Origin of the sequence: Larkinella punicea (assembly GCF_003334855.1) — a bacterium.
Classification (GTDB): Bacteria; Bacteroidota; Bacteroidia; order Cytophagales; family Spirosomataceae; genus Larkinella; species Larkinella punicea.
Map to the genome: position 1 here is coordinate 137801 of NZ_QOWE01000002.1, position 21955 is coordinate 159755.

Annotated in this window: 19 protein-coding genes; 15 read left to right on the forward strand and 4 right to left on the reverse strand. The window is 52.0% G+C overall.

From position 1 onward, the window contains the following. Nucleotides 1–565: 565 nt before the first annotated feature. On the reverse strand, nt 566–1675 hold the full coding sequence (locus DUE52_RS02450; protein WP_114404360.1) for a glycosyltransferase family 4 protein: 1110 nt from the start codon (nt 1673–1675) through the stop codon (nt 566–568). Nucleotides 1676–1914: 239 nt separating this feature from the next. On the opposite strand from DUE52_RS02450, the gene DUE52_RS02455 reads away from it, so the two are divergent. The 10 genes from DUE52_RS02455 to DUE52_RS02500 all read left to right on the forward strand — a co-directional run bounded on the left by DUE52_RS02455 (nt 1915) and on the right by DUE52_RS02500 (nt 12767). Then, a complete protein-coding gene (locus tag DUE52_RS02455) occupies nt 1915–2985 on the forward strand; it encodes a ferredoxin--NADP reductase (protein WP_114404583.1) in 1071 nt (356 codons plus the stop codon). Between the two features lie 82 nt (nt 2986–3067). Next, nucleotides 3068–4855, forward strand: a complete 1788-nt coding sequence (locus DUE52_RS02460) for a M3 family oligoendopeptidase (protein WP_114404361.1) — start codon at nt 3068–3070, stop codon at nt 4853–4855. 166 nt (nt 4856–5021) lie between these two features. After that, nucleotides 5022–5252, forward strand: a complete 231-nt coding sequence (locus tag DUE52_RS02465; protein WP_114404362.1) for a hypothetical protein — start codon at nt 5022–5024, stop codon at nt 5250–5252. Between the two features lie 210 nt (nt 5253–5462). Further along, nucleotides 5463–6536, forward strand: a complete 1074-nt coding sequence (locus tag DUE52_RS02470; RefSeq protein ID WP_114404363.1) for an NAD-dependent epimerase/dehydratase family protein — start codon at nt 5463–5465, stop codon at nt 6534–6536. 65 nt (nt 6537–6601) lie between these two features. Then, nucleotides 6602–8305, forward strand: coding sequence for a hypothetical protein (locus DUE52_RS02475; RefSeq protein WP_114404364.1), 1704 nt, complete (start codon nt 6602–6604; stop codon nt 8303–8305). After that, nucleotides 8295–9245: a glycoside hydrolase family protein gene (locus DUE52_RS02480; RefSeq protein ID WP_114404365.1), complete on the forward strand. Its 951-nt coding sequence runs from the start codon at nt 8295–8297 to the stop codon at nt 9243–9245. The genes DUE52_RS02475 and DUE52_RS02480 overlap by 11 nt, the downstream gene beginning before the upstream one ends. A gap of 166 nt (nt 9246–9411) precedes the next feature. Next, a complete protein-coding gene (locus DUE52_RS02485; protein ID WP_114404366.1) occupies nt 9412–10227 on the forward strand; it encodes a phytanoyl-CoA dioxygenase family protein in 816 nt (271 codons plus the stop codon). After that, nucleotides 10211–11200 carry a glycosyltransferase family 2 protein gene (locus DUE52_RS02490; protein ID WP_229312041.1) on the forward strand — a complete coding sequence of 330 codons (990 nt, stop codon included), beginning with the start codon at nt 10211–10213 and terminating at the stop codon, nt 11198–11200. Before DUE52_RS02485 ends, DUE52_RS02490 begins: the two co-directional genes overlap by 17 nt. Continuing rightward, nucleotides 11197–11961, forward strand: coding sequence for a glycosyltransferase family 2 protein (locus DUE52_RS02495; protein WP_114404368.1), 765 nt, complete (start codon nt 11197–11199; stop codon nt 11959–11961). The genes DUE52_RS02490 and DUE52_RS02495 overlap by 4 nt, the downstream gene beginning before the upstream one ends. Nucleotides 11962–11987: 26 nt before the next feature. Then, a complete protein-coding gene (locus DUE52_RS02500; RefSeq protein WP_114404369.1) occupies nt 11988–12767 on the forward strand; it encodes a GNAT family N-acetyltransferase in 780 nt (259 codons plus the stop codon). A gap of 33 nt (nt 12768–12800) precedes the next feature. Here DUE52_RS02500 and DUE52_RS02505 read toward each other — a convergent pair whose 3' ends face one another. Together DUE52_RS02505 and DUE52_RS02510 are read right to left on the reverse strand one after the other, a co-directional pair. Continuing rightward, entirely contained in the window at nt 12801–13292 is a 492-nt protein-coding gene (locus DUE52_RS02505) for a hypothetical protein (RefSeq protein WP_114404370.1), read from the reverse strand. 92 nt (nt 13293–13384) lie between these two features. Beyond that, nucleotides 13385–15871: a cation-translocating P-type ATPase gene (locus DUE52_RS02510; RefSeq protein ID WP_114404371.1), complete on the reverse strand. Its 2487-nt coding sequence runs from the start codon at nt 15869–15871 to the stop codon at nt 13385–13387. Nucleotides 15872–16057: 186 nt separating this feature from the next. On the opposite strand from DUE52_RS02510, the gene DUE52_RS02515 reads away from it, so the two are divergent. The 5 genes from DUE52_RS02515 (at nt 16058) to DUE52_RS02535 (ending at nt 21440) form a co-directional block, all read left to right on the forward strand. After that, nucleotides 16058–17380 (forward strand): MutS-related protein, encoded by a 1323-nt coding sequence (locus DUE52_RS02515; protein WP_165840845.1) that lies wholly within the window; start codon nt 16058–16060, stop codon nt 17378–17380. A gap of 295 nt (nt 17381–17675) precedes the next feature. Continuing rightward, nucleotides 17676–18074, forward strand: a complete 399-nt coding sequence (gene yiaA / locus DUE52_RS02520) for an inner membrane protein YiaA (RefSeq protein ID WP_114404373.1) — start codon at nt 17676–17678, stop codon at nt 18072–18074. A gap of 212 nt (nt 18075–18286) precedes the next feature. Further along, entirely contained in the window at nt 18287–19552 is a 1266-nt protein-coding gene (locus DUE52_RS02525; protein WP_165840846.1) for a PD40 domain-containing protein, read from the forward strand. An 89-nt stretch (nt 19553–19641) separates the two neighbouring features. Beyond that, a complete protein-coding gene (locus tag DUE52_RS02530) occupies nt 19642–19848 on the forward strand; it encodes a hypothetical protein (protein ID WP_114404375.1) in 207 nt (68 codons plus the stop codon). Nucleotides 19849–20243: 395 nt separating this feature from the next. Next, nucleotides 20244–21440, forward strand: coding sequence for a retropepsin-like aspartic protease family protein (locus tag DUE52_RS02535; protein ID WP_133299743.1), 1197 nt, complete (start codon nt 20244–20246; stop codon nt 21438–21440). 23 nt (nt 21441–21463) lie between these two features. On the opposite strand, the gene DUE52_RS02540 is transcribed toward DUE52_RS02535, so the two are convergent. Continuing rightward, nucleotides 21464–21928: a hypothetical protein gene (locus DUE52_RS02540; RefSeq protein WP_114404377.1), complete on the reverse strand. Its 465-nt coding sequence runs from the start codon at nt 21926–21928 to the stop codon at nt 21464–21466. Nucleotides 21929–21955: the final 27 nt, after the last annotated feature.

Sequence of the window (21955 nt, forward strand, 5' to 3'; positions counted from 1 at the left end):
AACAAAAAACAAGTAAAGGTTAAAGTCAAATTCCTGATCATCAGTGCGATGGGCTATGTTTCACTTAATTTTTCAGCTTGATAAGGATACAAAAAATCTTAGATACGGGGGAAATCCTCGTATTCACATGGTTCGTACTCATCAATGGCTAAGTTCGGTCTGTCGATTTCAACGAGAGCAAATCTCTGTACGCATTGACCGAATGAGTTGATTTGATTAGCAGTCCAGCTATCGTTTAGCTGGCTGTAACTCGGTTTTGATTATTACGAAAGACAAAAATCATTCCAATGTATTTGAACGCCCGGAATGACGGCGGAACCATCCTTGTCGCTGCATACGCCACAGCATGAATAAATGAATGGATGAAAGTTGGATACTTGATACACAAGAGCATGCAGATAGTGAATTTGCCGTAATCTGACAAATTCTTCAAAAGGTGTAGCGAATAAGGCCCGCAAAAATTGTGCAGACCGTGCCTGAATTTATTATGCGGTACCAAAAATGGTTACTTCAAGTTAACAAAATGTTAGTAAGTGGTAACATTTATCGAAGCAAAACCGGTCTTTCAAAGGGCTAAAATGGCCTGTTCCCATTTTTTTACCTGAATGGAGGCATCAAACTGGTGGCTTTTTTCAATCAGAAGGTTCGGCTCATACGAATCCGGGTTGGTCATCACCGTCAGCATCGCTTTCCGGAATTGGTCGGGCGTCGGGTAGTCGATCAACTCGCCCATGCCCGGCACAATAAACTCTCTGGCCCCTCCGGCGTTGGGTGCCACCAGCGGTTTTCCGAGCGACGCGGCTTCGGTCATTATCTTACCAAACGGTTCTTCGCGCGAAGTCATCACCAGCCCGTCGGCGAGTTGCAGGTAATTATAATAGTCGTCGGTCTGCACATCGACGAAGCTCATGTTGGGCAGATTCAGCGCTTTGATCTGGCTATCGACCAGGTAATTCAAACCGGTCGGCTTCGAGTTGCCCATCCAGATGAAATGGCAGGGCTGGTCGGCGAGGGCCTGGGCAATGAACGGGAAAATATCGACGCCTTTCCGGTAAATGCGCGTTCCGACCATCGTCCAGACGAAAGCCCCCGGCCGGATCTTCAGTGTTTTCCGCAGGGCCTCCACCCGCTCGGTGGAAATGTTCTTTTTGCTCAAATCGACAATCGGATAAAGCAAAGCCGTCCGTTTGGCACCCATCACCGTCGCCAGATCGCAAATCTGCTGTGTAACGCCGATCACCAGGTCCGAATAGGTCATGGAATGGGCCATTTCGTCGTAGGCAATGGATTCGAAGGACGAATGCAGTTCGTGAATCTGCGAAATCACCTTCACGCCCAACTGCTCGGCCAGTTTCGAAAGCGGAAACATCAGCACCGTATTCAGGTACCAGTAGTCCGCTTTGTACTGCTCCTGAAGACGCCGAATGTTGTTTTCGTACACTTTCACCCCCATCGCGTGGGTCACTTTCGAATACACTTTCCGGGCAAAACCGCGGTTGAATGGCGAGGTAAACAACGGAATATCAGCCGGTAATTGCGCCGTAAGGGGTCCGCGCTGTTCACTATACAATGCCGATTGGATCTGCTGCCGGTCATAATTTTGCAGATACGTCCACAACACAACTTCTGAGCCGGTAAAAGACCCGTAGGGCGTAAAGAATAGTATTTTTTTCATGGATCGAACGGAACTTCGGCTGCGAATATCTGCCTAAATAATTATAAAAGCGACGCGAATTGAAATTTGGCGTAAAGAACGGCAAACCTGAATCAACTACAATTTGTTACCCAGACGGATTGGCAATTCAATAGTATATTGCGGCTTCGTCGGCCGACAGTGTCCGGAATGGTTTCCAGTGCTGCTTACTCACCGCCACTAAATGAATGAAGAGGAATCGCTCCGGCGATATGGGAATTATGGCAAATCGTTATTTTTTGAAAGTAAAAGAGGTTGTTCGGCAAACACCGGACGCTGTTACCATCCATTTCTGGCATCCCATCAATGAAGAGGTCCGGTATCAACCCGGTCAATACCTGACGTTTATTTTGCCTTTCGAAGGTCAAAAAGTGCGTCGTTCCTACTCGATGTCCAGTTCACCACACACCGATGTGTCACTGGCCGTTACCATCAAGCGCTTGCCCGGTGGTGCGGTTTCCAACTACCTGTGCGACAACGCCAAACCCGGCGATGTTCTCGAAACACTGGAACCACTGGGGACTTTTGTCCCGAAACTAGACCCCAAAAACCGCCGTCAGATCGTCCTGATCGGAGCCGGAAGCGGCATCACGCCCCTGATTTCGATGGCCAAATCAATTTTGCACGTCGAACCGCAGACGCAACTCTGGCTGCTCTACGGCAATCGTAACCGCCAGTCGATTATTTTTGAAAAGGAACTGAACGAACTGGCGCAGCAATCGGGCGGGCGGTTTCGAATCACCTATATACTCAGTCAGCCGGAAAGCAACTGGGCCGGTCTGGAAGGACGCCTGAACCAGTCGGCGATTCTGAAACTGCTCGAAGAACTCCCCGCTGATGCCACACGCCGGGCTGAATACTACATCTGCGGCCCCGATGGCCTGATGGACGAAGCCCGCGGAGCCCTAAAACTTCTGGGTGTTCCGACCGATCAGGTTCACAAGGAAAGCTTCGCCACGGCTCCGCACGAAGCCCACGGCGAGGTGGTGGAGGCCGAACCGGTCAATCCGCCGTCGTCGAAACCGGAAGTTACCGTCTTGTACGAAGGCAGTGAATACAAGTTTATTGTCGAACCACACCAAACGATCCTCGAAGCTGCGCTGGAACTGGACATCGACCTGCCCTATTCGTGCCAGGCGGGCATGTGTACGGCCTGCATGGGACGCTGCCTGTCGGGCAAAGTGCACCTGGATGAAGAAGACGGTTTGGCCGAATCCGAACTGAAAGCCGGGTATATTCTGACCTGCGTGGCCCACCCAATGACCCACGATGTCGTGATTGAAATTGAATAAAAAAAAGTTTCGCGGAGATAAGTGGAGTTAAAAAAGTGAAGCAGAGTTGCTGCTTTCCTTTGGGAAACCAGTCAGTAATTATATGAATATGGAACCAACACTAACCCTGCCAACGCGCCCGGCCCGGCCGTTTATTGGCGAAGAATTTGTTCTGAAAACGTGGGACGAGGTGAAACCGCTGTATGACAACCTGGTGGAGCGCCCCCTCAACAACGCCGACGAACTGCGCCAATGGCTGGCCGACCGCAGTGAACTGGAATCGTATCTATCCGAAAATTTTGCCTGGCGGTATATCCGGATGACCTGCGACACGTCCGACGCTGATTTGATCAACCAGTTCAACTTTTTCATTACCGAAATTCAGCCGCAGTTATCCGCCTACGAAAACACGCTGGATAAACGCACCGTCGAAAGTCCGTATCTGACCGAATTGCGGGAAAAGGGGTTCGATATTGCCCTGCGCGGCATGAAAAAGGCCATTGAAATTTTCCGCGACGAAAATATTCCGCTGCAAACCGAAATTCAGACCGAGCAGCGCAAATACGGGGCCCTGGTCGGAGCCATGACCATTCAGGTGAACAACGCCGACGGTGTTTCGGAGGAAATCACACTGCCGCAAGCCGGCACCTTGTTGCAATCGCCCGACCGGGCTTTGCGCGAGCAAGTCTGGCTGAAAATTCAGGAACGGCGGTATCGGGACAAAGACCAACTGGACGAACTGTACACGCGTCTGCGCGATTTACGCCATCAGGTAGCCGTCAACGCCGGTTTTGCCAATTTTCGCGACTATATGTTTGCCGCGATGGGCCGTTTCGATTACACCCCGCAGGATTGCTTCGATTTTCACGCGTCGGTTTCAAAGGCTGTGGTGCCGCTGCTCGATCAGCTCGCACTGGAACGGAAAGAGAAGCTGGCCAAAGCGGATGTTTCTTTCGATGTCCTGCGCCCGTGGGACGCCAAAGTCGACCCCGACGGTTTACCGGCTTTGAAACCGTTTGAAACCGGTAATGAGCTATTGAACAAAACCATCACCTGTTTCAACCGGCTCGATGCCGCTGTGGGCGGTTCTTACTTCAGTGACTGCCTGCGGATTATGAAGGCCATGGGCCACCTGGATCTGGAATCGCGGAAAGGCAAGGCACCTGGCGGCTACAATTACCCGCTGGAAGAAATCGGCGTGCCGTTCATTTTTATGAATGCGACCTCAAGCCTCCGCGATCTGGTGACGATGGTACACGAAGGCGGTCATGCCGTGCATTCGTTTCTGACCCGCGATCTGCCGCTGAAACCGTTCCGCAATCCGCCGATGGAAGTGGCCGAACTGGCGTCGATGTCGATGGAATTGCTGACGATGGATTCCTGGGACGTATTTTTTGAAAATCCCGAAGACCTGAAACGGGCCAAAATCCAGCACCTGGAGTCCATCATCGAAACACTGCCGTGGGTGGCTACCATCGACAAGTTTCAGCATTGGGTGTACGAAACGGCGGTCGACCCGGCTGCGACCGTTGACGGGCGCAAAACCGCCTGGGTACGCATTTTCGAGGAGTTTTCGGATACGATCACGAGCTGGGATGGGCTGGAGAAGTACGAAGCGTATAGCTGGCAAAAGCAGTTGCACTTGTATGAAGTCCCATTTTATTACATTGAATACGGGATTGCGCAACTGGGGGCCATCGGCGTCTGGATGAATTTCCGGCAGGATCCGCAAAAGGGCTTACAGGGCTACATGAACGCACTGAAACTGGGCTACACGGCGCCCATCCGCGACATTTACCGGGCCGCCGACGTGCCGTTCGACTTCTCGGAAGCGCACATCGGGCGGTTGATCCAGTTTGTGTGGGACGAAATTGAGCGGTTGAAAAACTGAGTTTTTGCCCCTAAATCCCCTGAAGGGGACTTGGACTCAGCTTAACCCGGATCTAAAAGTCCCCTTCAGGGGAACGGGGTAACGACCGGAATGATAAAAATTTGAAGTATTATTGGCGAATTGGCCGGTAGTCTATAGTTTTGTACTGAATTTTGAAACCGTTTGTATGAAAGGTCTTTTGAATATAGGAGTATTCCTGCTGGTGGTTGGTTCGCTGACTTCCTGCGATTACCAGAAATATAATACCATTCGTCAGAAGGATTTCCGGGATGGCGATAAATACGTATACGGCCCCGGACTGGATTCGGCCGCCGTTCAAACGACGTATAAATATGCTTCACGGCCCGAATTGGCCGACCGCACGAACAAGATTCGTCAGAAACTGTTCGGCAAGTAAGCGAGTGACGCTTCCATAGCAAAAAGAAATAGACAAGACGATACAGGCGATGTAAAGGCTTCATGAAGTCATTGCATCGCCTTTTGTTCGATTTCCGGTTTTATCCTGCGGTATAGACTATTATACTTTTTTTGATTTACTTTACACCCGATTTCGAGTGAAGAATAGTATTTTTTTAATGTATCCAACCTTATTTAGTCAAGAAGCGATATGAATATTGCATTAGTTACAGGTTCTGCCGGGCTCATCGGTAGTGAATCAGTTGCCTTTTTCTCAGAAAAATTCGATTTGGTAATTGGCGTCGATAACAACCTCCGACAGTATTTCTTCGGTACGGACGGTTCAACCGATTGGAACCGCGACCGTCTGAAAGATTCGTATACCAACTACCGCCATTATAAAGCCGACATCCGCAAAGTCGAGGAACTTGAGCCCATCTTTCAGGAATACGGCACGGATATTAAACTGATCGTTCACGCGGCTGCCCAACCCAGCCACGACTGGGCCGCCCGCGAGCCCTTCACCGATTTCAGTGTAAACGCCAACGGCACGCTGAACATGCTGGAAATGAACCGCCTGCATTGCCCCGATGCGGTTTTCATCTTCACGTCTACCAATAAAGTATACGGCGACAATCCGAATTACCTGCCGCTGGTGGAAACCGAAACCCGCTGGGAAATCGACGAAAACCACCCGTATTTTGCCAATGGTATCGATGAGCACATGTCCATCGATCACACCAAACACTCGCTGTTCGGCGCGTCGAAAGTGGCGGCCGACATTCTGGTGCAGGAATATGGCCGGTATTTCGGCATGAAAACCGCCGTCTTCCGGGGTGGCTGTCTGACCGGCCCGAACCACTCGGGGGCGCAGTTGCACGGTTTCCTGTCGTATCTGATGAAGTGCGCCATTACCGGTAATCATTACACCATTTTTGGGTACAAAGGCAAGCAGGTTCGCGACAACATTCACAGCCACGACCTGGTGAACATGTTTTGGCACTTTTACCAGAACCCCCGCCCGGGCGAAGTCTACAACGCCGGTGGTGGCCGTCACGCCAACTGCTCGATGCTGGAAGCGCGGGTATTGTGCGAAGAAATCTCCGGAAACAAGATGAATTTCAGCTACTCGGAAACCAACCGCATCGGTGATCACATCTGGTATGTATCCGATTTGTCTAAATTCAAGAGCCATTACCCCGACTGGAACTGGGAATATGATCTGCGTCAAACGCTGGTGCAAATGCACGACAGCATGGTGAAGCGTTTGCAGGTTCAGATCTAACGTATTCTGAAAGCAAGGCAAAGGTCAGCCACCTGCGGGCGGCTGACCTTTTTAGTTCGGAAGGTATGCTCAGTTTTGACTCAAACCCCATCGTATTTCTGGGAATTGGCTACGGTTTGCTCTGGCTGACCGGTGCTCTGGCAGTTGGTCCGGCCTGGCTACGTCCGAATACGATCTGGCAAAGCCGGACTTTGTTTTTGGTGCTGGTGCTGGTTTCCGTGGTGTTCATGCGGTTGCCGGTGGTGGTTTTTAATCAGGAACTGAATCCCGACGAAAGTCAGATCATTGCCCAGGGACTAACGCTGAGTGTCGACCCGGTTTTCTGGCGCTCAGTCGACGGCACCACCGGTGGGCCACTGGACAGTTATTTGCTGCTGATTCCCGGCTGGCTGGGCTTCACCTTCGACTACATTGCCGCCCGCATCACCGGCCTGCTGCTGATTCTGGCCACCCTCTGGCTGCTGTTCCGGACGCTGGAACGCTGGTTTGGCGAAGACGTGGCCCGCTGGGCTTTGCTGCCTTCCCTCATTCTGCTGGCCATGACCCAGAACGCCGATCTGGTCCATTACAGCAGCGAACACCTGCCCATCGTTCTGCTGGGCCTGTTGTATTACTGGTACGCGGGTCTGCAACAGCAGTCTGTTCCGTCCCAAAGCCGGATTTTTCTGGTCGGGCTGGTGGCTGGCATGGTTCCGTTCGGAAAACTCCAGGCGGTTCCGATGATGTTCTGCGTGGGTCTTTTCGTCGCCATCGACGTGCTGACGCGCCAGAATCTGACGGTTCGGCAAAAAACCGCCCGACTCGTCGGGCTGGTGCTGGGAGGAATGAGTTTTCCGCTGCTGGTTGTGGTGCTAACCTCCCTAACGGGCGTTTTTGATGACATGATTACCTTTTACATCGTCGCCAACTTCAATTACGGCGGTGGCGATGGACAAGCCTGGGCACATTTGCTCCGGTTGCCGGCTTTTTTTCGAAAAATTGAAGAATTCAACTGGTTCGTCTGGCTTTCCCTGCTTTTGGGCATCACGTTTTTGGCTTTTCTGATTCGAAACCAGTTCCGGCTGATCAATACCTGGAAAATCTGGGCTTTTTTGCTCCTGCTGATCGGTTTTACCTTTATTGCCATCACCCGAACCGGATCGGAATACACGCATTATTTATTGTTCCTAATCGCTCCGATCGGCCTGCTGAACGGCTGGTTTCTAAGCGAAATACGGAATTACGTTCGCAACCGCCCGTGGGTCGCTCCCCGAATTGCCGCCGTCGTGCTGGCCGCAGCCCTGATTCCGTACGGTGTTCGCTACGTAAGCTGGGCTATAAACCGCACGCCATTTAATGCCTGCGTGCAGAACAGTCGGAAAATGCCCCAGTCGGTGGTCACCCGGAAGATTCTGGAGTATGCCCAACCCGGCGAAAAACTAGCGGTTTGGGGCTGGATGTGCAAGTATTATGTCGAAGCGCAAATGCCGCAGGGCGTCAACGAAAACCACACCATCCGCTGCGTTTTCGACCATCCGATGCGCGACATCTACCGCAAACGTTACGTCGCGGATCTGCGCCGTTCCATGCCGCCGGTTTTTGTCGATGCCGTCGGGCAATCGCTCTGGCTAAACGACCGGGCGACGCAGGGTCATGAATCGTTCCCGGCCTTACGGGATTTCGTGGCCGCACATTACCGTCTGGCCGGTGATCTGGACAAAACACGCATTTACGTCCGCGCCGATCGTTACCAACAACCGATCTCAACTACCAACACCCATGTGGATTAAAAAAGGACTGATTTACAAAACCGACGGACAGCTTCCGTTTAGCCGCACCCACGCGCAGGTTCCCTTTGCTTACCCGATCAGCGACGAACGGCTACGGGTATATTTTGCCACCCGCGACGAAAACCGCTCCTCGTCCACCTCGTTTGTCGAACTGGACGCCAATGATCTGTCAAAAGTGTTGTATGTTCACGACAAACCGTGCCTGAGCAAAGGTGCTGTGGGCATGTTTGACGAAACCGGCGCGATGCCTTCGTGGTTTATCAAACGAGGTGACGAAATCTGGCTGTATTATACGGGCTGGAATAAAAGTGAAACCGCCTGGTACCGGCTCGGCATTGGTCTGGCCATCAGCCGCGACGGTGGCCTTACGTTTGAACGGGCCTACGACGGGCCGTTGCTCGACCGTTCGATTTACGATCAGGTCTGGATTGCGCAACCGTGTGTGATGGTCGAAACCGACGCCGACGGAACGGAACGCTGGCGGATGTGGTACCTGTCGTGTACCAAAATCGAAATCATCAACGGCCACCCGGAACCGTTTTACAACGTGAAATACGCCGAGTCGAAAGACGGGATTACGTGGGAACGCACCGGGATTACCTGCATCGGGTACAATGAATTTACGGACGCCATTGGTCGCCCGGCGGTGATTAAAGACGGGGATTTGTACAAAATGTATTATTCCTACCGGAGTGCCACCGACTTCCGTACCAGCGTGGAAAAGAGTTACCGCATCGGGTATGCTGAGTCGAAAGATGGGATTACCTGGGATCGGAAAGACGACCAGGCCGGCATCGAGCGTTCGACGGACGACTGGGATTCGTCCATGATGGATTATTGCCACCTTTTCCAGCACCACGGCCAGTGGACGATGCTCTACAACGGCAACGGTTTTGGCGCTTCGGGCTTTGGCTACGCCGTTCAGGCAGAGGAGAAGTAAGGAATTATTCCATAACGACTGACCGGCAGGCCATTCTAAACGAAGGGTTCGTTTACTAAAATGCCGCTGATTAAGTTGACATTACCAGTGAGGTAAGGTACCTTTGTCAAGATTCGTCCACATCGTTTACATTAGTTTAGTACTATTTTAACTCATTCATACCGTCATGGCATCACTCCGCGATTCATACAAGCAGGAAGGGTACGTTCTGCTGAAAAATTTTCTGGATAAGGACTTGATTACGGCTATCCACCGGGAAGGCCGTCAGATTTTTGCCTATCAGATTAAACGAACCCTTGGCGAATCGGTGGACATCGATGACCTTCCGTCTTTTGAACAAGCCATGTACCGGTTTTTTGCCGCCGATTTCACGGCCTTTGCCAACACCGGCAAACAGGTTCAGCACATGGTTTCGCTGCACCGGCTGGGTACGGATGCCCGCATTACGGACACCCTGAAAGAACTCGGACTGGAATATCCCGTGATTGGCGTTCGGCCGGCCATGATGTTCAACAGCCGCCACCTCGCCAAACGCGATGATTACTGGCGGTTGGGAGCGCACCAGGACTGGCGCACCGGCCAGGGATCGCTCGACAGCGTGGTGGTTTGGTTTCCGCTGGTGCCGGCCGGAGCCGATCTGGGCGCGCTTCAGATTTTACCACAAAGCCACCGAACAGGCTTATACGACTCAACATCAGTGGATTACATTGGCACCATTCCCGACGAACTGTTGACCGACGACTGGCAACAACTGGAGTTTGAAGTAGGCGACGTGCTGTTTTTCTCCGCCTTTCTGGTTCACCGTTCCGGAATCAACTCGACGGAATCGGTTCGCTGGTCGGTTCAACTTCGTTACAACAACTTATTGGAAAGTACATTCATCGACCGGGGCTATCCATTAGCGTATATTTACAAGCCCCAGGCCGAACTGATTACGCCCGATTTTCCGGCGGTGAATCAGATGAATGAAATCTTCAATTAAGATGAAGGTAAGCGTCTGTATCGTTACCTACAATCACGCCAAATTTGTTCGTCAGACGTTAGACAGCGTTTTGAGTCAGCAGACGAACTTCGATTTTGAAGTGATTGTGGGGGACGATCTATCGAAAGATAACACCCGCGAAATTCTGGCCGAATACCAGACTCGCTATCCCGATAAAATCCGGTTGCTGCTGCACCCGACCAACATGGGCAACAATGGGATGCACAATGCCCTGAGCACATTTGAAGCGGCCCGGGGGGAATACATTGCGCAAATGGACGGCGATGACTACTGGATAAGCCCCCATAAATTGCAAAAGCAGGCCGACATGCTCGACCAGCACCCCGACTATTCGTGCTGCTTCACCAACGCCCGGGTGGTGTTTGAGGACGAAAAGTACGATTCCGTTTTGCTGGTTGAAGACAAAAAACCGGTGGTGACGATGGATGACCTGATTGGTGAAGATGAGATTTTTTTCATGGCCACCTCCAGCATCATGTTTCGAAAAAATGCCATTCCGGCGTATCCGGCCTGGTATTACCAGTCCCAGAGTGGCGACATTCCGCGGAATGTGCTGCTGGCCAAAGCCGGTCTAATCGGGTACATCGACGAGGTGATGTCGGTATACCGGAAAAATCTCGGCGGTGCCAGTTATGCCGACAATGAGAAGGACCGGAAGTTTCTGAACAACCGGATTCTGATGTATTCCAACATCAACCGCGAACTGGATTACAAGTATGACAAAGTACTGCGCAAAAACATTGCCCGGTATTATAAATTGATGCTGGAAGCAAACCAGTACAGCGAAAGTTACTTCCGCCGGGCGGGTATTGCCTTGAAGTACCTGTACATGGGAAAGCCCAAATCGTCGATTGCCAAGGATATCATTCAGAATTACATTGTGCCGGCACCGCTCATGAAAGTGTACAGTGCCATCCGGTTAATGCCTTACCGTTTAATGGATCGATTATGAAATTAAGTGTAGTTATTCCAGCTTATAACGAACAGGAATCCATTCCTGAAACGCTGCGATCGTTGTACCAAACGCTGGCCAAATACGGTATTCCGCACGAAATCTGCGTCACCAACGACAATTCCAAGGACCAGACGGCGCAGGTGCTGGAACAACTAACGCACGAAATTCCGACCCTGGTCTATTACACGAATCCGGGGCCGAACGGTTTTGGCTACGCCGTCCGCTACGGTCTGGAACGGTTTACGGGCGACTGTGTGGCGGTTTTCATGGCCGACATGTCCGACGACCCGGAGGATCTGGTGAAGTTCTACAACAAAATGCTGGAAGGCGATTACGACTGTGTTTTTGGCAGCCGGTGGAGCAAAGGCGGCAAAGTGATCGACTATCCGGAACTGAAAAAAGTCATCAACCGGACGGCCAACTTCATCGTTCGGATGATGATGGGCATTCGTTACAACGACACCACCAACGCCTTCAAACTCTACAAGCGAGAGACGATGGAAGGACTCAAACCGTTTCTGTCTCCCCACTTCAACCTGACCGTTGAACTGCCGCTGAAAGCGATGGTGCGGGGCTATAACTACGCCGTGGTACCGAATAGCTGGACGAACCGGAAATACGGCGAGTCGAAGCTAAAAATCAAGGAAATGGGAAGCCGGTATTTTTTCATTCTGCTGTATTGCCTGATCGAAAAATACCTGTCGCGGGGCGATTACCGGAAAAAAACCGCCAAGCCCGTGGCACCGGTCAGCCGGTAGTTCGCGCTCAGTTTCACTGATTCGTTATGGATACGCCGGAACAGCTTCTGGACGACAATTTCAACCGGCACATCCAGGCACTGGCTGCCCAAACCGCTGGCATGGTCGTTCGGACCAACGACGGTATAACAATTGTCGATGCTCAGTTACCGTCCGACACCTTCAATATTGTCCACATTCAGGACACCAGTCAGCCCGGTTTTGACACCCTGAAAACCGTGGTTGCGTACACGAAAGAGTCCGGGTTGCCCTTCTGTTTTTGGCTCAGCGAAGCCGCAGCCACCGAAACGACACGGAGGCATTTGCAGGAACTGGGGGCGGTTTGCGTGGGTTCTGATCCGGGCATGATCCTGGCACTGGATGCGTACCGCCCAATCGAAAATTCGGATCACACTGCAATCAGGGTCGTCAAAACTCGGGACGACCTGGCTGAGTTTGCCAGCATAATCGCCCGGAACTGGACCCCGCTGGATCAACAGGTGGAAATCTACTACCAGCGAGTCGCCCCGGCTTTGCTGAATTCTCCACAAAATGTATTTCTGGTGTATGATTGGGAAGGCCAGCCGGTTTCCGTCCTCGAATTATTTCCGTCTGATCCTCAAACCATTGGCATCTACAGTTTAGCCACGCTTGGGGCATTTCGCGGAAAAGGAATTGGAACCGCACTGATGCGTCAGGCTTTGAATTACGCGAAACAGGCCGGGTATAAAACCGCACTCTTGCAGGCTTCGGAAGACGGTTTTCGGATTTATCAGAAGTTCGGGTTTCGGGCGGTCACTACCTATTACGAATACCAGCTTGCATGATATAGAGCCGGAATAATCTTCCGGTAACTGCCGTTACCCGTTGATTCGGGCGGTTTTTACTGCGTCAGCGGCACTTTTTCGCTGATACCGATTCCGAACGGCTGGTAATAGGGCAACAAAAAGAATCGCCACCGCGTAGAACATATAAAAAGTGTGCAGCCAGTGAACAGCCTGAAGAAATACCATCTGGACCTGAATCCAGATAATGAGGGCAAAGGCGACGTAGAGGCTGTACGTCCACGACCAGTGCATATCCGGGTAAAAATTAAGCACCTCGACTCCATTGAAAGCCGGCTTTTTTAGCAAAGCATACACCAACCCAACCGGAATCAGCCCCAAAACGACGAATAAAATAATTCCCGGCACCAGAAAACTGCGAAAAGGCGAGTGATCTAACACCGACACCGGCATTCCCATCAGCGCGCCATCGGGCGAAAGCATGAAGGTCAGCCCTCCTCCCAGGGCTCCCAGCCCCAGAAAGCCCATCAAAATCAGAAGAATATTGCGTGCTGTTGTTGTTTTCATACCTTGCCTTTGCGGTTTTCCCTCACCGATCAGTAAGTTTCACAAACCCTGCCAAAGCTAATCGCAGGAAGGCCGTTCTGCCATGAGCAGGATCAGTGGAGCCGATGATTTGCTTTGTAAATCTCGACCCAGCCCACGCCAACCAGCGCGGCCAGCACACACCAGCCAAACGATGATGCCGGAATGGGAACAAAACCGAACAACGCCTGAGCCGGTGGAACCAACAAGGTCACGAGCAAGAGCGCAAACGTCAGTCCCAGCATGAGCCACAACAGGCGGTTTGGCAACTGAATGGTCTGAAACACCGACTGGGTAAACGACCGGTTTACCAGCGTCAACAGGATATTGCTCAGCACCAGGGTCGAAAAAACCAACGTCCGAACCAACTCCAGGCTTCCCCCGGCCTGCATGGCGACGTAATAGACACCCAGAACGGCCAGCGTAATCCCCAGTCCCTGCGTGATGCTCCGCCCCAGTTCCGGCCCGGCCAGAAAGGTGTCGGTGAGCGGTCGGGGCGGCTGGCGCATCTGCCCCGCTTCGGCGGGTTCGTTCTCGAACGCAATGGAACAGGTCGGCCCCATCACCAGTTCCAGAAAAATGACGTGAATGGGCGTAAACAGATTTTCCCACTTCCAGTTCGCCAGCAGCGGCACCGCCACGGTCAGGATAATCGGGATGTGAATGGAAACAATGTAGGCAATGGCTTTTTTGAGGTTCTGGTAAATCCGGCGACCCTGCGCAATGGCGTCGACCATGCTGCTCAGGTCGTCGTTGACCAGCACGAGCGAGGCCGCCTGACGCGCCACTTCGGTTCCGCGTTTTCCCATCGCCACACCAATGTGAGCGGCTTTCAGCGCCGGGCCGTCGTTAACCCCATCGCCGGTCATGGCCACCACCTCGCCGTTTTGCTTGAGGGCTTCCACCACCCGCAGTTTGGCCTCGGGAAACATGCGGGCAAAAACCGCCGTCTGAGTTGCCTGCTGCCTGAGTGTCACATCGTCCATTTCCATCACCTGCTGGCCCGTCACAAACGAATCGGCTGCGGGTAAACCCACCTGCCGGGCAATGGCCTGGGCGGTTTCGGGAAAATCGCCGGTGATCATCTTCACCTCAATACCGGCTTCGGTAAACGCCCGGATGACCGCAGCGGCATTCGGTTTCGGCGGGTTTTCAAGGGCAATAAGCCCCAGAAAAGTCCACGAAAAATCATCCTGCTCCGCCGGGAAATGGGGTGGTTCGTAGGTGCCTTTGGCCACACCCAGAACCCGAAAACCGCCTTCCGACAACTGTTTGGTTAGCTGACGAATTCGATCAGCCGCCGTCGGGTTGGGTCGGCAAACCGCCAGAATGTGTTCGACGGCGCCCTTCCCCGCCACCATCACCTCGCCATTCGGTGCCTTCCGGACGTGGGTCATCATGGGGGGCATACCCGCCAGCGGATATTCCTGCACCATCGGGTACTGACTCACCGTTTTAACCGGATCGGATTCGGAAAAAGCCGCAACGATGGCTTTTTCCATCGCGTCGAAAGGCTCGGTTTCACTCGCCCAGCGAGCGTATTCCAGCACTTGTTTGGCCGAATCAGACAACGGGCCGGGTAGCGAAACCAGCGCATCCGTTGCGCCATCGTACAATTGCCGGACGCTCATGCCGTCCTGCGTAATGGTGCCGGTTTTATCGGTGCAAATCACGGTAGCCGAACCCAGGCTCTCGACCGTCTGCGGTTGTTTGGTCAAAACGCCCATGCGACTCAGCCGAGCCGCTCCCAGCGCCATGAAACTGCTGAATGCTACCGGAATTTCTTCGGGCAAAATCGACATGGCCAGCGTCAGGCTGAACAACAAAGCCGTAATCCAGTCGCCGGAGCGGGCAAAATTGATGGCCCACACCAGCGCGAATGCTCCTCCGCCAATCCAGGCCATGCGGATGACAAACCGGTTGATCTGTCGTTGCAGGGGCGTTGTTTCGGTCAGAATGGTGCCGATGCTCCGCCCGATCCGTCCGAGTTCGGTTTTTCCGCCAACCGCCGTAACGGTCAGCCACGCACTGCCGGACGCGGTGTTGGTGCCGGCAAAAACCGGGTCGCCGGGCGTTTTGGCAACGGAAACCGATTCGCCGGTCAGGATGGATTCGTCCACCGAAAAATCGTTGGTTTCGTGAATTTGACCGTCGGCAGGGATGCTTTCGCCCTCTTCGACCAAAACCGCATCGCCCACGACGATGTCTTCCACCGGAATCGTGGTCAGTGTTCCATTGCGCCGAACCTGCGCTTTGGGCTGGGTTAGATCCCGCAAAGCCCCCAACGCCTGGTCGCTGCGAACGGATTGATAGACCGAAATACCGGCCACCAGAAAAAGAGCCACGATCAGCGTGATGCCTTCCTCCAGCCGGCCAATCCCGAAATAGAGGGTACAGGCTACGACCAGCAGGATAAACATGGGTTCGGCAGCAACTTCCCGGACCGTTGCGAACAAGCCCGAACGGCTGTCAGTCGTAAGGACATTTCGCCCCTGTTCAGCGCGTGATTGGGCAATGGCGTCGTCTGTGAGTCCCTGCAAGGGTTGGAAAGTAGTCGGCATGTTTTCGGCTGGAAAGGCGAAGAAAACGAATGGGTGGAAAGATACGATCTTGTAGCGGAAAACCGAGTGATGTTGAACAGGCTGGTCGCTGACTGGTGTCATCGCTTTTAACGAATCCCGTTTTGTGATTTTTTAACAAATGACTGCCGAATGGTTTCGTTAGGTTTGCTGCCACATCAGCCAACCATGAAAAAACCGTCTGCCCATACGTTACACGAACTGCAATTGCTGCCCCAACAACCGGGTGACAGAAGCATTCTGGGCCTTTTTGGTAAAACGCGGACGTATGGGGGCCGGGATGCGCTCACACTCCTGCTGACTTCGCCCTGTGCTACGCTACCCGAGATCAGGGAGCGACAGGCGCTTTTCCAGTTTGTGGCCCGGCATCTGAAGCCGCTTACCGTCAACCTCGCCCACGCGTATGTACTGGCCGCCGAAAACCACCTCATCAGCAACCTGGCCTGGAGTTCGGCGACGGGCTGGCTGAAACGGCAACAGCGAGCCTGGTGGTTTTCCCGGTTTCATCCGCACGATTTCAACCGGCTGCGGGGCGGAACGGCTGCGATTCAGCTTGTTTTGCGGGCGATTGAAGAAAAAACCGGGTGGCTCAGCACGGCAAAGCAGCTCCCGGCTCCTCTCCACACAATTTTAGATACGCTGAATACTTTTTTTGACGATCCGGCCATCCAAATGGCCCTTCGTAATTCGGATCATCCGGTCGCAGTTCTGCAAGCCGACTTTATCCTCAGGCACCACAAGAACGACGCTGTTCGGGTTGTGTTCGACGCCTTGTATCAACTGGATGCCTATTGTACCCTCGCTCAGTTTACACAAACCACAGGCTGGGTTTACCCTCAGTTTATCGATGCTGAACGAGCGATCTTTCAGGTTACCGGGCTGGCACATCCCCTGCTTGATGCAGATATCGCCATCACCAACGACTTTAGCCTGTCGGCGCCCTCCTGCCTGTCTTTGGTGACCGGGGGAAATATGAGCGGAAAAACCACCTTTCTGAAAGCGTGCGGCATTGTCGTTTATCTGGCTCATCTTGGTTTGGCGGTGCCGGCCCAATCGCTGCGAATCAGTTTTTTCGACGGTTTATTCACCAGCATTCACCTCAGCGATAACCTGGAACTGGGGCATAGTCATTTTTACAGTGAGCTGATGGGCATCAAATCCGTGGCCGATGCGATAGCCGATCACCAGACGGTTTTCCTCATCGCCGATGAGCTGTTTCGGGGAACGAACCCGGAAGATGCGCTGGCGTGTTCGCGGCAGGTGATCGATGCGTTCATCCGGCAGCGCGGCAGTCTGTTCCTGGTCTCATCGCACCTCCCGGAAATCAGTGCGACGTATCGAACGACCGACACCGTGCAATTAAACTGCTTCAGAACGGAGATCATCGACGGAAAACTAGTGTGCCGCCACCAGATTGAACCGGGCCTGGCGGCCGAGCGAACCGGTCTGGTTTTGCTGGCGCAAACGGGGATTCTGAATGGGTTGGGTTGACTTAGTACAACCATTTGTTCGATCGCTACGCGACAAGAATGAGATAGCCTATTTCCTACAAACATCAGGTCGCTAGGCGACCAAAAACAAGTCTTCCTCACTTTGTTTCATTGGTTCCAGCTACCAACGGAAGCCTGAAAACCACCATCTATAGCCTCAAAGTAACCCGTTAGAAACTGGCGCTAACGACGATGTCATCCCGAAGCTATTTTTGTAACCGCTGCTGCCAGCGAACCCGGTTTACGAGCGCGACAGGCAACAACCACTTTACACACTACAAACAGAAAACAACACAATGAATCAGAAAACATCGGCCGCTTTTGTCGGCGCATCATGGGTTGCACTCGGCACCGGCATGATTGGGTATTTAATCGGACTTTGGCGCTCCGAAATGCTCTTGAACGAAAAAGGATTCTACTTTACCGTCCTGATGATGGGCCTTTTTTCCGTCGTATCGTTGCAGAAAAGCGTCCGGGACCGGCTGGAAGGCTATCCGGTGACGGATATTTATTACGGACTCTGCTGGTTTTCAACGCTCCTCGCCATTACGCTGCTGACCATTGGCCTGTGGAACGCGACGCTGTTGCCGAGTGAAAAAGGGTTCTACGCGTTTGCCTTCATGCTCGGTTTATTCGGAGCCATTGCCGTCCAGAAAAATACCCGCGACAACCAGGAATTCGCGAAGAAAGATTGACTTGGTAGTGAATAAGCCTGGTAAGAGCGGTTTTCAGAAATCAGAAAAACCGGCTTTTCCTTTTGTCGATTCCTTTCCGGTTTGAGTACCAAACCCGATTGACCGGTTGACCGATTCAGCCGGTCGCGGGTCTTTTACGTTTCATGGCATTTTACAACCTTTGTGATGCAATCCGGGTCTTCAATCGAACCAACCAGGAATCCGGTTTTACGATGAAACGCTTTCTTTCACAGCCTTTGCTGATTCTGCTGACGATCTTCCTTTCCTGCAAAGAGAAAGCGGTCGATCCGACCAAACGCGTACGACCCGTCACGTTGCAGGTTGTGGTGTCCGGGGCTTCCTATGACCTGAGTTGGGAACCCAATCGGGTGGTTTGCGTCACGTCGCCCTGCCCCGATCTTGCCGACGTAGAAGCCCAGGAATATGAAGTTCAGATTGCCAAAAGTGAGTTGGGAGCGTTTCAGACGTACCGAACCCTCGACGCTGACGAAAAATCAATCCGGATTCCTGCTTCGGAGATGGGGGAGCAAGTGGTGGCCCGCATTGTCTCGAAAAACGAAGGGGCGCCCCCCGCGAACTCTAATCTGATTATGGCCAGTACGGCCTTTCTTTCGCAATCGGCTTATTACCCCGGATTTGGCTTTTTAGAAGACGTCTCCGGGGGGGATGTAACACCGGATGGCGCGAAAGCAACGTACACCGGATTGATTCAGGAAACCCCCGGTACGTATGCCACTCCGCTGTATGTGGCTACCCTGCAAAATGAGCAGCCAATTACGAAAAAACTCGTAAACCGCCAGGGTGCGGGGGCCTCGTTTTCGCCGGATGGCAACCAGTTGGCTTACCCTTCCAAAACAGAGAATGGAATCATTCTTTATGATATGACAACGGCAACGGCCCGAACGCTGCCCGTTGCTGATGTGACCCGGATTGGATCGGTAGCCTGGTCGCCCGATGGGCAATGGCTGGCGTACACGACGGTTTCCAACGAAGAATCCCGCTTGTGGAAAATAGCGACGTCGGGTGGTTCTGCCACGCCCCTCACTCCCGTCCTGCCCGTTCGCGAATCGAACTACATCCGTCAAAGCTTCCTGGACTGGTCGCCCGATGGCCAGTTTATCGCCGTATCCCGCGCCCGCAACGACAACGACCAGTGGCGGGCGACGGTTTCGCTGTATTCGCCCGATGGACGTGGCGAACTAAGTTATTTTGAAACGCAACCCGGCTGGATCGACACCCATCCATCGTTTTCGCCCAACGGCAAAATGCTGGCGTTCCTGAGTTCACGGACCGACCGGCTCGCAAATGCGTACAGCCTCTGGGTTCGGGACCTGACAACGGGCCAGGTTCGACAAATCAAGATGCTGCCGGGTCTGAACCCATCGGAGGAGTACGCACCGCGTTGGGTTGGCAATGAGCGGTTGATTTTCAGTGCGGTTGTGCAGGGCAAGAAAGGGTATTATTCCGTGTTTTTGTGAGAGCGGAGCCTCACTCCTGAGATACCATCGTGTGTAGTATACTTGTAAAAAGCGGTAGTTAGTTATTTTTGTGTAAAAAGAATGCAGCCATGACAAACGACGTGCAATACCAGACCGGAAAAATGGTCAAAGATCCGCGCAAGATGAACCCTAAGGAACGAATTCAGTGGCAAAAGCAGTGCGCTCAAAATGCACGGGATTATCTTTTTTCCATTAACCAGCCTTTAGTCTATAAGCGTCCGGATGGACATACGGTCGCGGAGTACAAGAATGGCCAGATTCTGGTCGTTCGATGACGATTTATTTGGTTGCAGGGCCGCCCGGCATCGGCAAAAGCACAAACGCCAAAGAGTTGATTCCTGCTGGAGTACCTCTAACCTGTTATTCCTACAAATTCCCTTCACTTCCTCAAAACCCCATTCCCGCCAAACCGGCTAAATAGCTCCGGCAGAAATTCAACATGGTTCACATTCAGAATTTACTTTGAATTGAGCAAGTGCGTGTAATTAACCTGGTCGAAAACCACTGCGTGCAAATCAGTAATGCCAGGGAAAAGGCTTTTCCGGTACACAAATATTTAGTACTATATTCGTGAGCCATACAATTCTGGTATGATATTGACGATACTTTAAAATTCTGGTTCAAAGCCAAACAGAATACATGTTTGCACAAACTTATAACTAATCAGTTCATGCCTCCAGTTCGTTTTAAGACCTGCCTTCAGTTCGCCCTAATTTTGACTATTTCAAATTTACAAGCCCAAACAACCACCTACTGGTACAACAAATCCAACCAACCGTTTTGGTTTGATACTACAAATGTGGATAAGCCAGCGCGTAATTTTTTCAAAGCCCTGGAATTGGGATTGGTAAATCAGTTTGCCCAAAGTGCAACCCTGCTCTATCCCATCGCCACTGACACCATCAATCCACTAGCAAAACCGGCTCAATCTCAACTAGCGCTTCTCTACTTCTTCCAGAATCAATTTCAAAACTTACTTGACCTTTCTCAAAAAACGAACAGTAAGATCAACTTCTATGGTGACGCCCTATTTTTCAACTCTTTACCATCACCCCTGCTCACTATTAAAGCCGCTAGTTTTACCATTCCGTTTACAATCAGACGCAAAAGCCTGATAGTAGTGGACGTATTGATTCAAGGTCGACACAAGAATTTTGTGCTAGATACCGGTTTTTCGAGAACTGCTATTAGCCGACAGCTAGCTGCCGAACTGGGACTGGTAATCCACGAAAGTAATAGCCCTGTCAGCACAGCAACTGGTTCAACTCAGCTAGCTATTTCTTCAATTAAACACCTTGAATTGGGTAATATTCTGCTCGAAAACTGGCCTGTTTACTGCTATTCCTCATTTCCATTCAGACATATAGACGGCGCAATCGGATTGGATGTACTCCGGCAGATTTCTTATACCGTTAACTTTCCGCAAACCCAACTCACAATAGATCAATCCGTTATTGACAGTTCACTAACGAAAAACTTATTTGGTTTATGTATGCCAATGATGGCTATCCAAGTGGCAAACGACCAACGACTGGACGTGTTTTATGATTCGGGATCAGATGGATTCGAATTAAATAAAAATGCGATAACGAAACTGAAGCCGTTGCCAATTGGTAAAAAACTTATCGTTATTAGGGGAATCAACAAAGGTATTTCAATACGATTAGGTAACCGGGTGAAGCATTTAAATCTCACGCAAAACGGTTATTTACTTCCTTGTAAAAATTTACCGATTACCAACCGGGAGGATGATGTATTTCTGATACCAACCACCGGAATAATGGGTAATCGTCCATTTATTAAAGGATTACTGAGGATTGATTTCCCGAATAACCACTACTCATATTCTTCAAAAACATCTCTATAGCAACAAGCATCCACCACTTTCCCTCACTTCCGCAAAACCCCATTCCCGCCAAAGCGGCTGAATAACTCCGGCAATTCGTAGATCGCCAGCGTAAAGACAATGCCCCAGAATAAGGCACTGATCAGCATATAACTAAAAATTAGCGAACGGCTTACTTTAAACGAAACCGCCAGGATCGTTCCGCCGATGGGCGTCAGCAGCAGGGGCGTCAGGAAGGCAATGCCCATCATCCCGGCGCGTTTCCAAACCTTGACGGCCAGCCGCGTCCGGGAACTGAACCGCTTGGGAGCCGAACGCCGAAACCGGGCCATCAGGAGTTGCAGGGCCGTTCCGGCATACGTCACCAGCACCACGCTGGCCATCATCCCGACCACCGTAAACAGCCAGGTTTCCGGCCACGTCAGACCCACCGCGACGCCGGTTACGGGACCGCCAACAAACTTCAACATGCTGGCTACTAAAACCGATAAATACTTTGCAATTTCCATAAGGGGAACCAACCGGACTAAATTTCG

What these genes read in the sequence shown, in the direction of transcription:
- DUE52_RS02495 (WP_114404368.1), top strand. Translation starts at nt 11,197, where the DNA reads ATGAAATTAAGTGTAGTTATTCCAGCTTATAACGAACAGGAATCCATT.
- DUE52_RS02475 (WP_114404364.1), top strand. Translation starts at nt 6,602, where the DNA reads ATGCTCAGTTTTGACTCAAACCCCATCGTATTTCTGGGAATTGGCTAC.
- DUE52_RS02465 (WP_114404362.1), top strand. Translation starts at nt 5,022, where the DNA reads ATGAAAGGTCTTTTGAATATAGGAGTATTCCTGCTGGTGGTTGGTTCG.
- DUE52_RS02500 (WP_114404369.1), top strand. Translation starts at nt 11,988, where the DNA reads ATGGATACGCCGGAACAGCTTCTGGACGACAATTTCAACCGGCACATC.
- DUE52_RS02530 (WP_114404375.1), top strand. Translation starts at nt 19,642, where the DNA reads ATGACAAACGACGTGCAATACCAGACCGGAAAAATGGTCAAAGATCCG.
- DUE52_RS02535 (WP_133299743.1), top strand. Translation starts at nt 20,244, where the DNA reads ATGCCTCCAGTTCGTTTTAAGACCTGCCTTCAGTTCGCCCTAATTTTG.
- DUE52_RS02490 (WP_229312041.1), top strand. Translation starts at nt 10,211, where the DNA reads ATGAAATCTTCAATTAAGATGAAGGTAAGCGTCTGTATCGTTACCTAC.
- DUE52_RS02460 (WP_114404361.1), top strand. Translation starts at nt 3,068, where the DNA reads ATGAATATGGAACCAACACTAACCCTGCCAACGCGCCCGGCCCGGCCG.
- DUE52_RS02485 (WP_114404366.1), top strand. Translation starts at nt 9,412, where the DNA reads ATGGCATCACTCCGCGATTCATACAAGCAGGAAGGGTACGTTCTGCTG.
- DUE52_RS02510 (WP_114404371.1), bottom strand. Translation starts at nt 15,871, where the DNA reads ATGCCGACTACTTTCCAACCCTTGCAGGGACTCACAGACGACGCCATT.
- DUE52_RS02480 (WP_114404365.1), top strand. Translation starts at nt 8,295, where the DNA reads ATGTGGATTAAAAAAGGACTGATTTACAAAACCGACGGACAGCTTCCG.
- DUE52_RS02450 (WP_114404360.1), bottom strand. Translation starts at nt 1,675, where the DNA reads ATGAAAAAAATACTATTCTTTACGCCCTACGGGTCTTTTACCGGCTCA.
- DUE52_RS02525 (WP_165840846.1), top strand. Translation starts at nt 18,287, where the DNA reads ATGAAACGCTTTCTTTCACAGCCTTTGCTGATTCTGCTGACGATCTTC.
- DUE52_RS02505 (WP_114404370.1), bottom strand. Translation starts at nt 13,292, where the DNA reads ATGAAAACAACAACAGCACGCAATATTCTTCTGATTTTGATGGGCTTT.
- DUE52_RS02455 (WP_114404583.1), top strand. Translation starts at nt 1,915, where the DNA reads ATGGCAAATCGTTATTTTTTGAAAGTAAAAGAGGTTGTTCGGCAAACA.
- DUE52_RS02470 (WP_114404363.1), top strand. Translation starts at nt 5,463, where the DNA reads ATGAATATTGCATTAGTTACAGGTTCTGCCGGGCTCATCGGTAGTGAA.
- DUE52_RS02515 (WP_165840845.1), top strand. Translation starts at nt 16,058, where the DNA reads ATGAAAAAACCGTCTGCCCATACGTTACACGAACTGCAATTGCTGCCC.
- yiaA (WP_114404373.1), top strand. Translation starts at nt 17,676, where the DNA reads ATGAATCAGAAAACATCGGCCGCTTTTGTCGGCGCATCATGGGTTGCA.
- DUE52_RS02540 (WP_114404377.1), bottom strand. Translation starts at nt 21,928, where the DNA reads ATGGAAATTGCAAAGTATTTATCGGTTTTAGTAGCCAGCATGTTGAAG.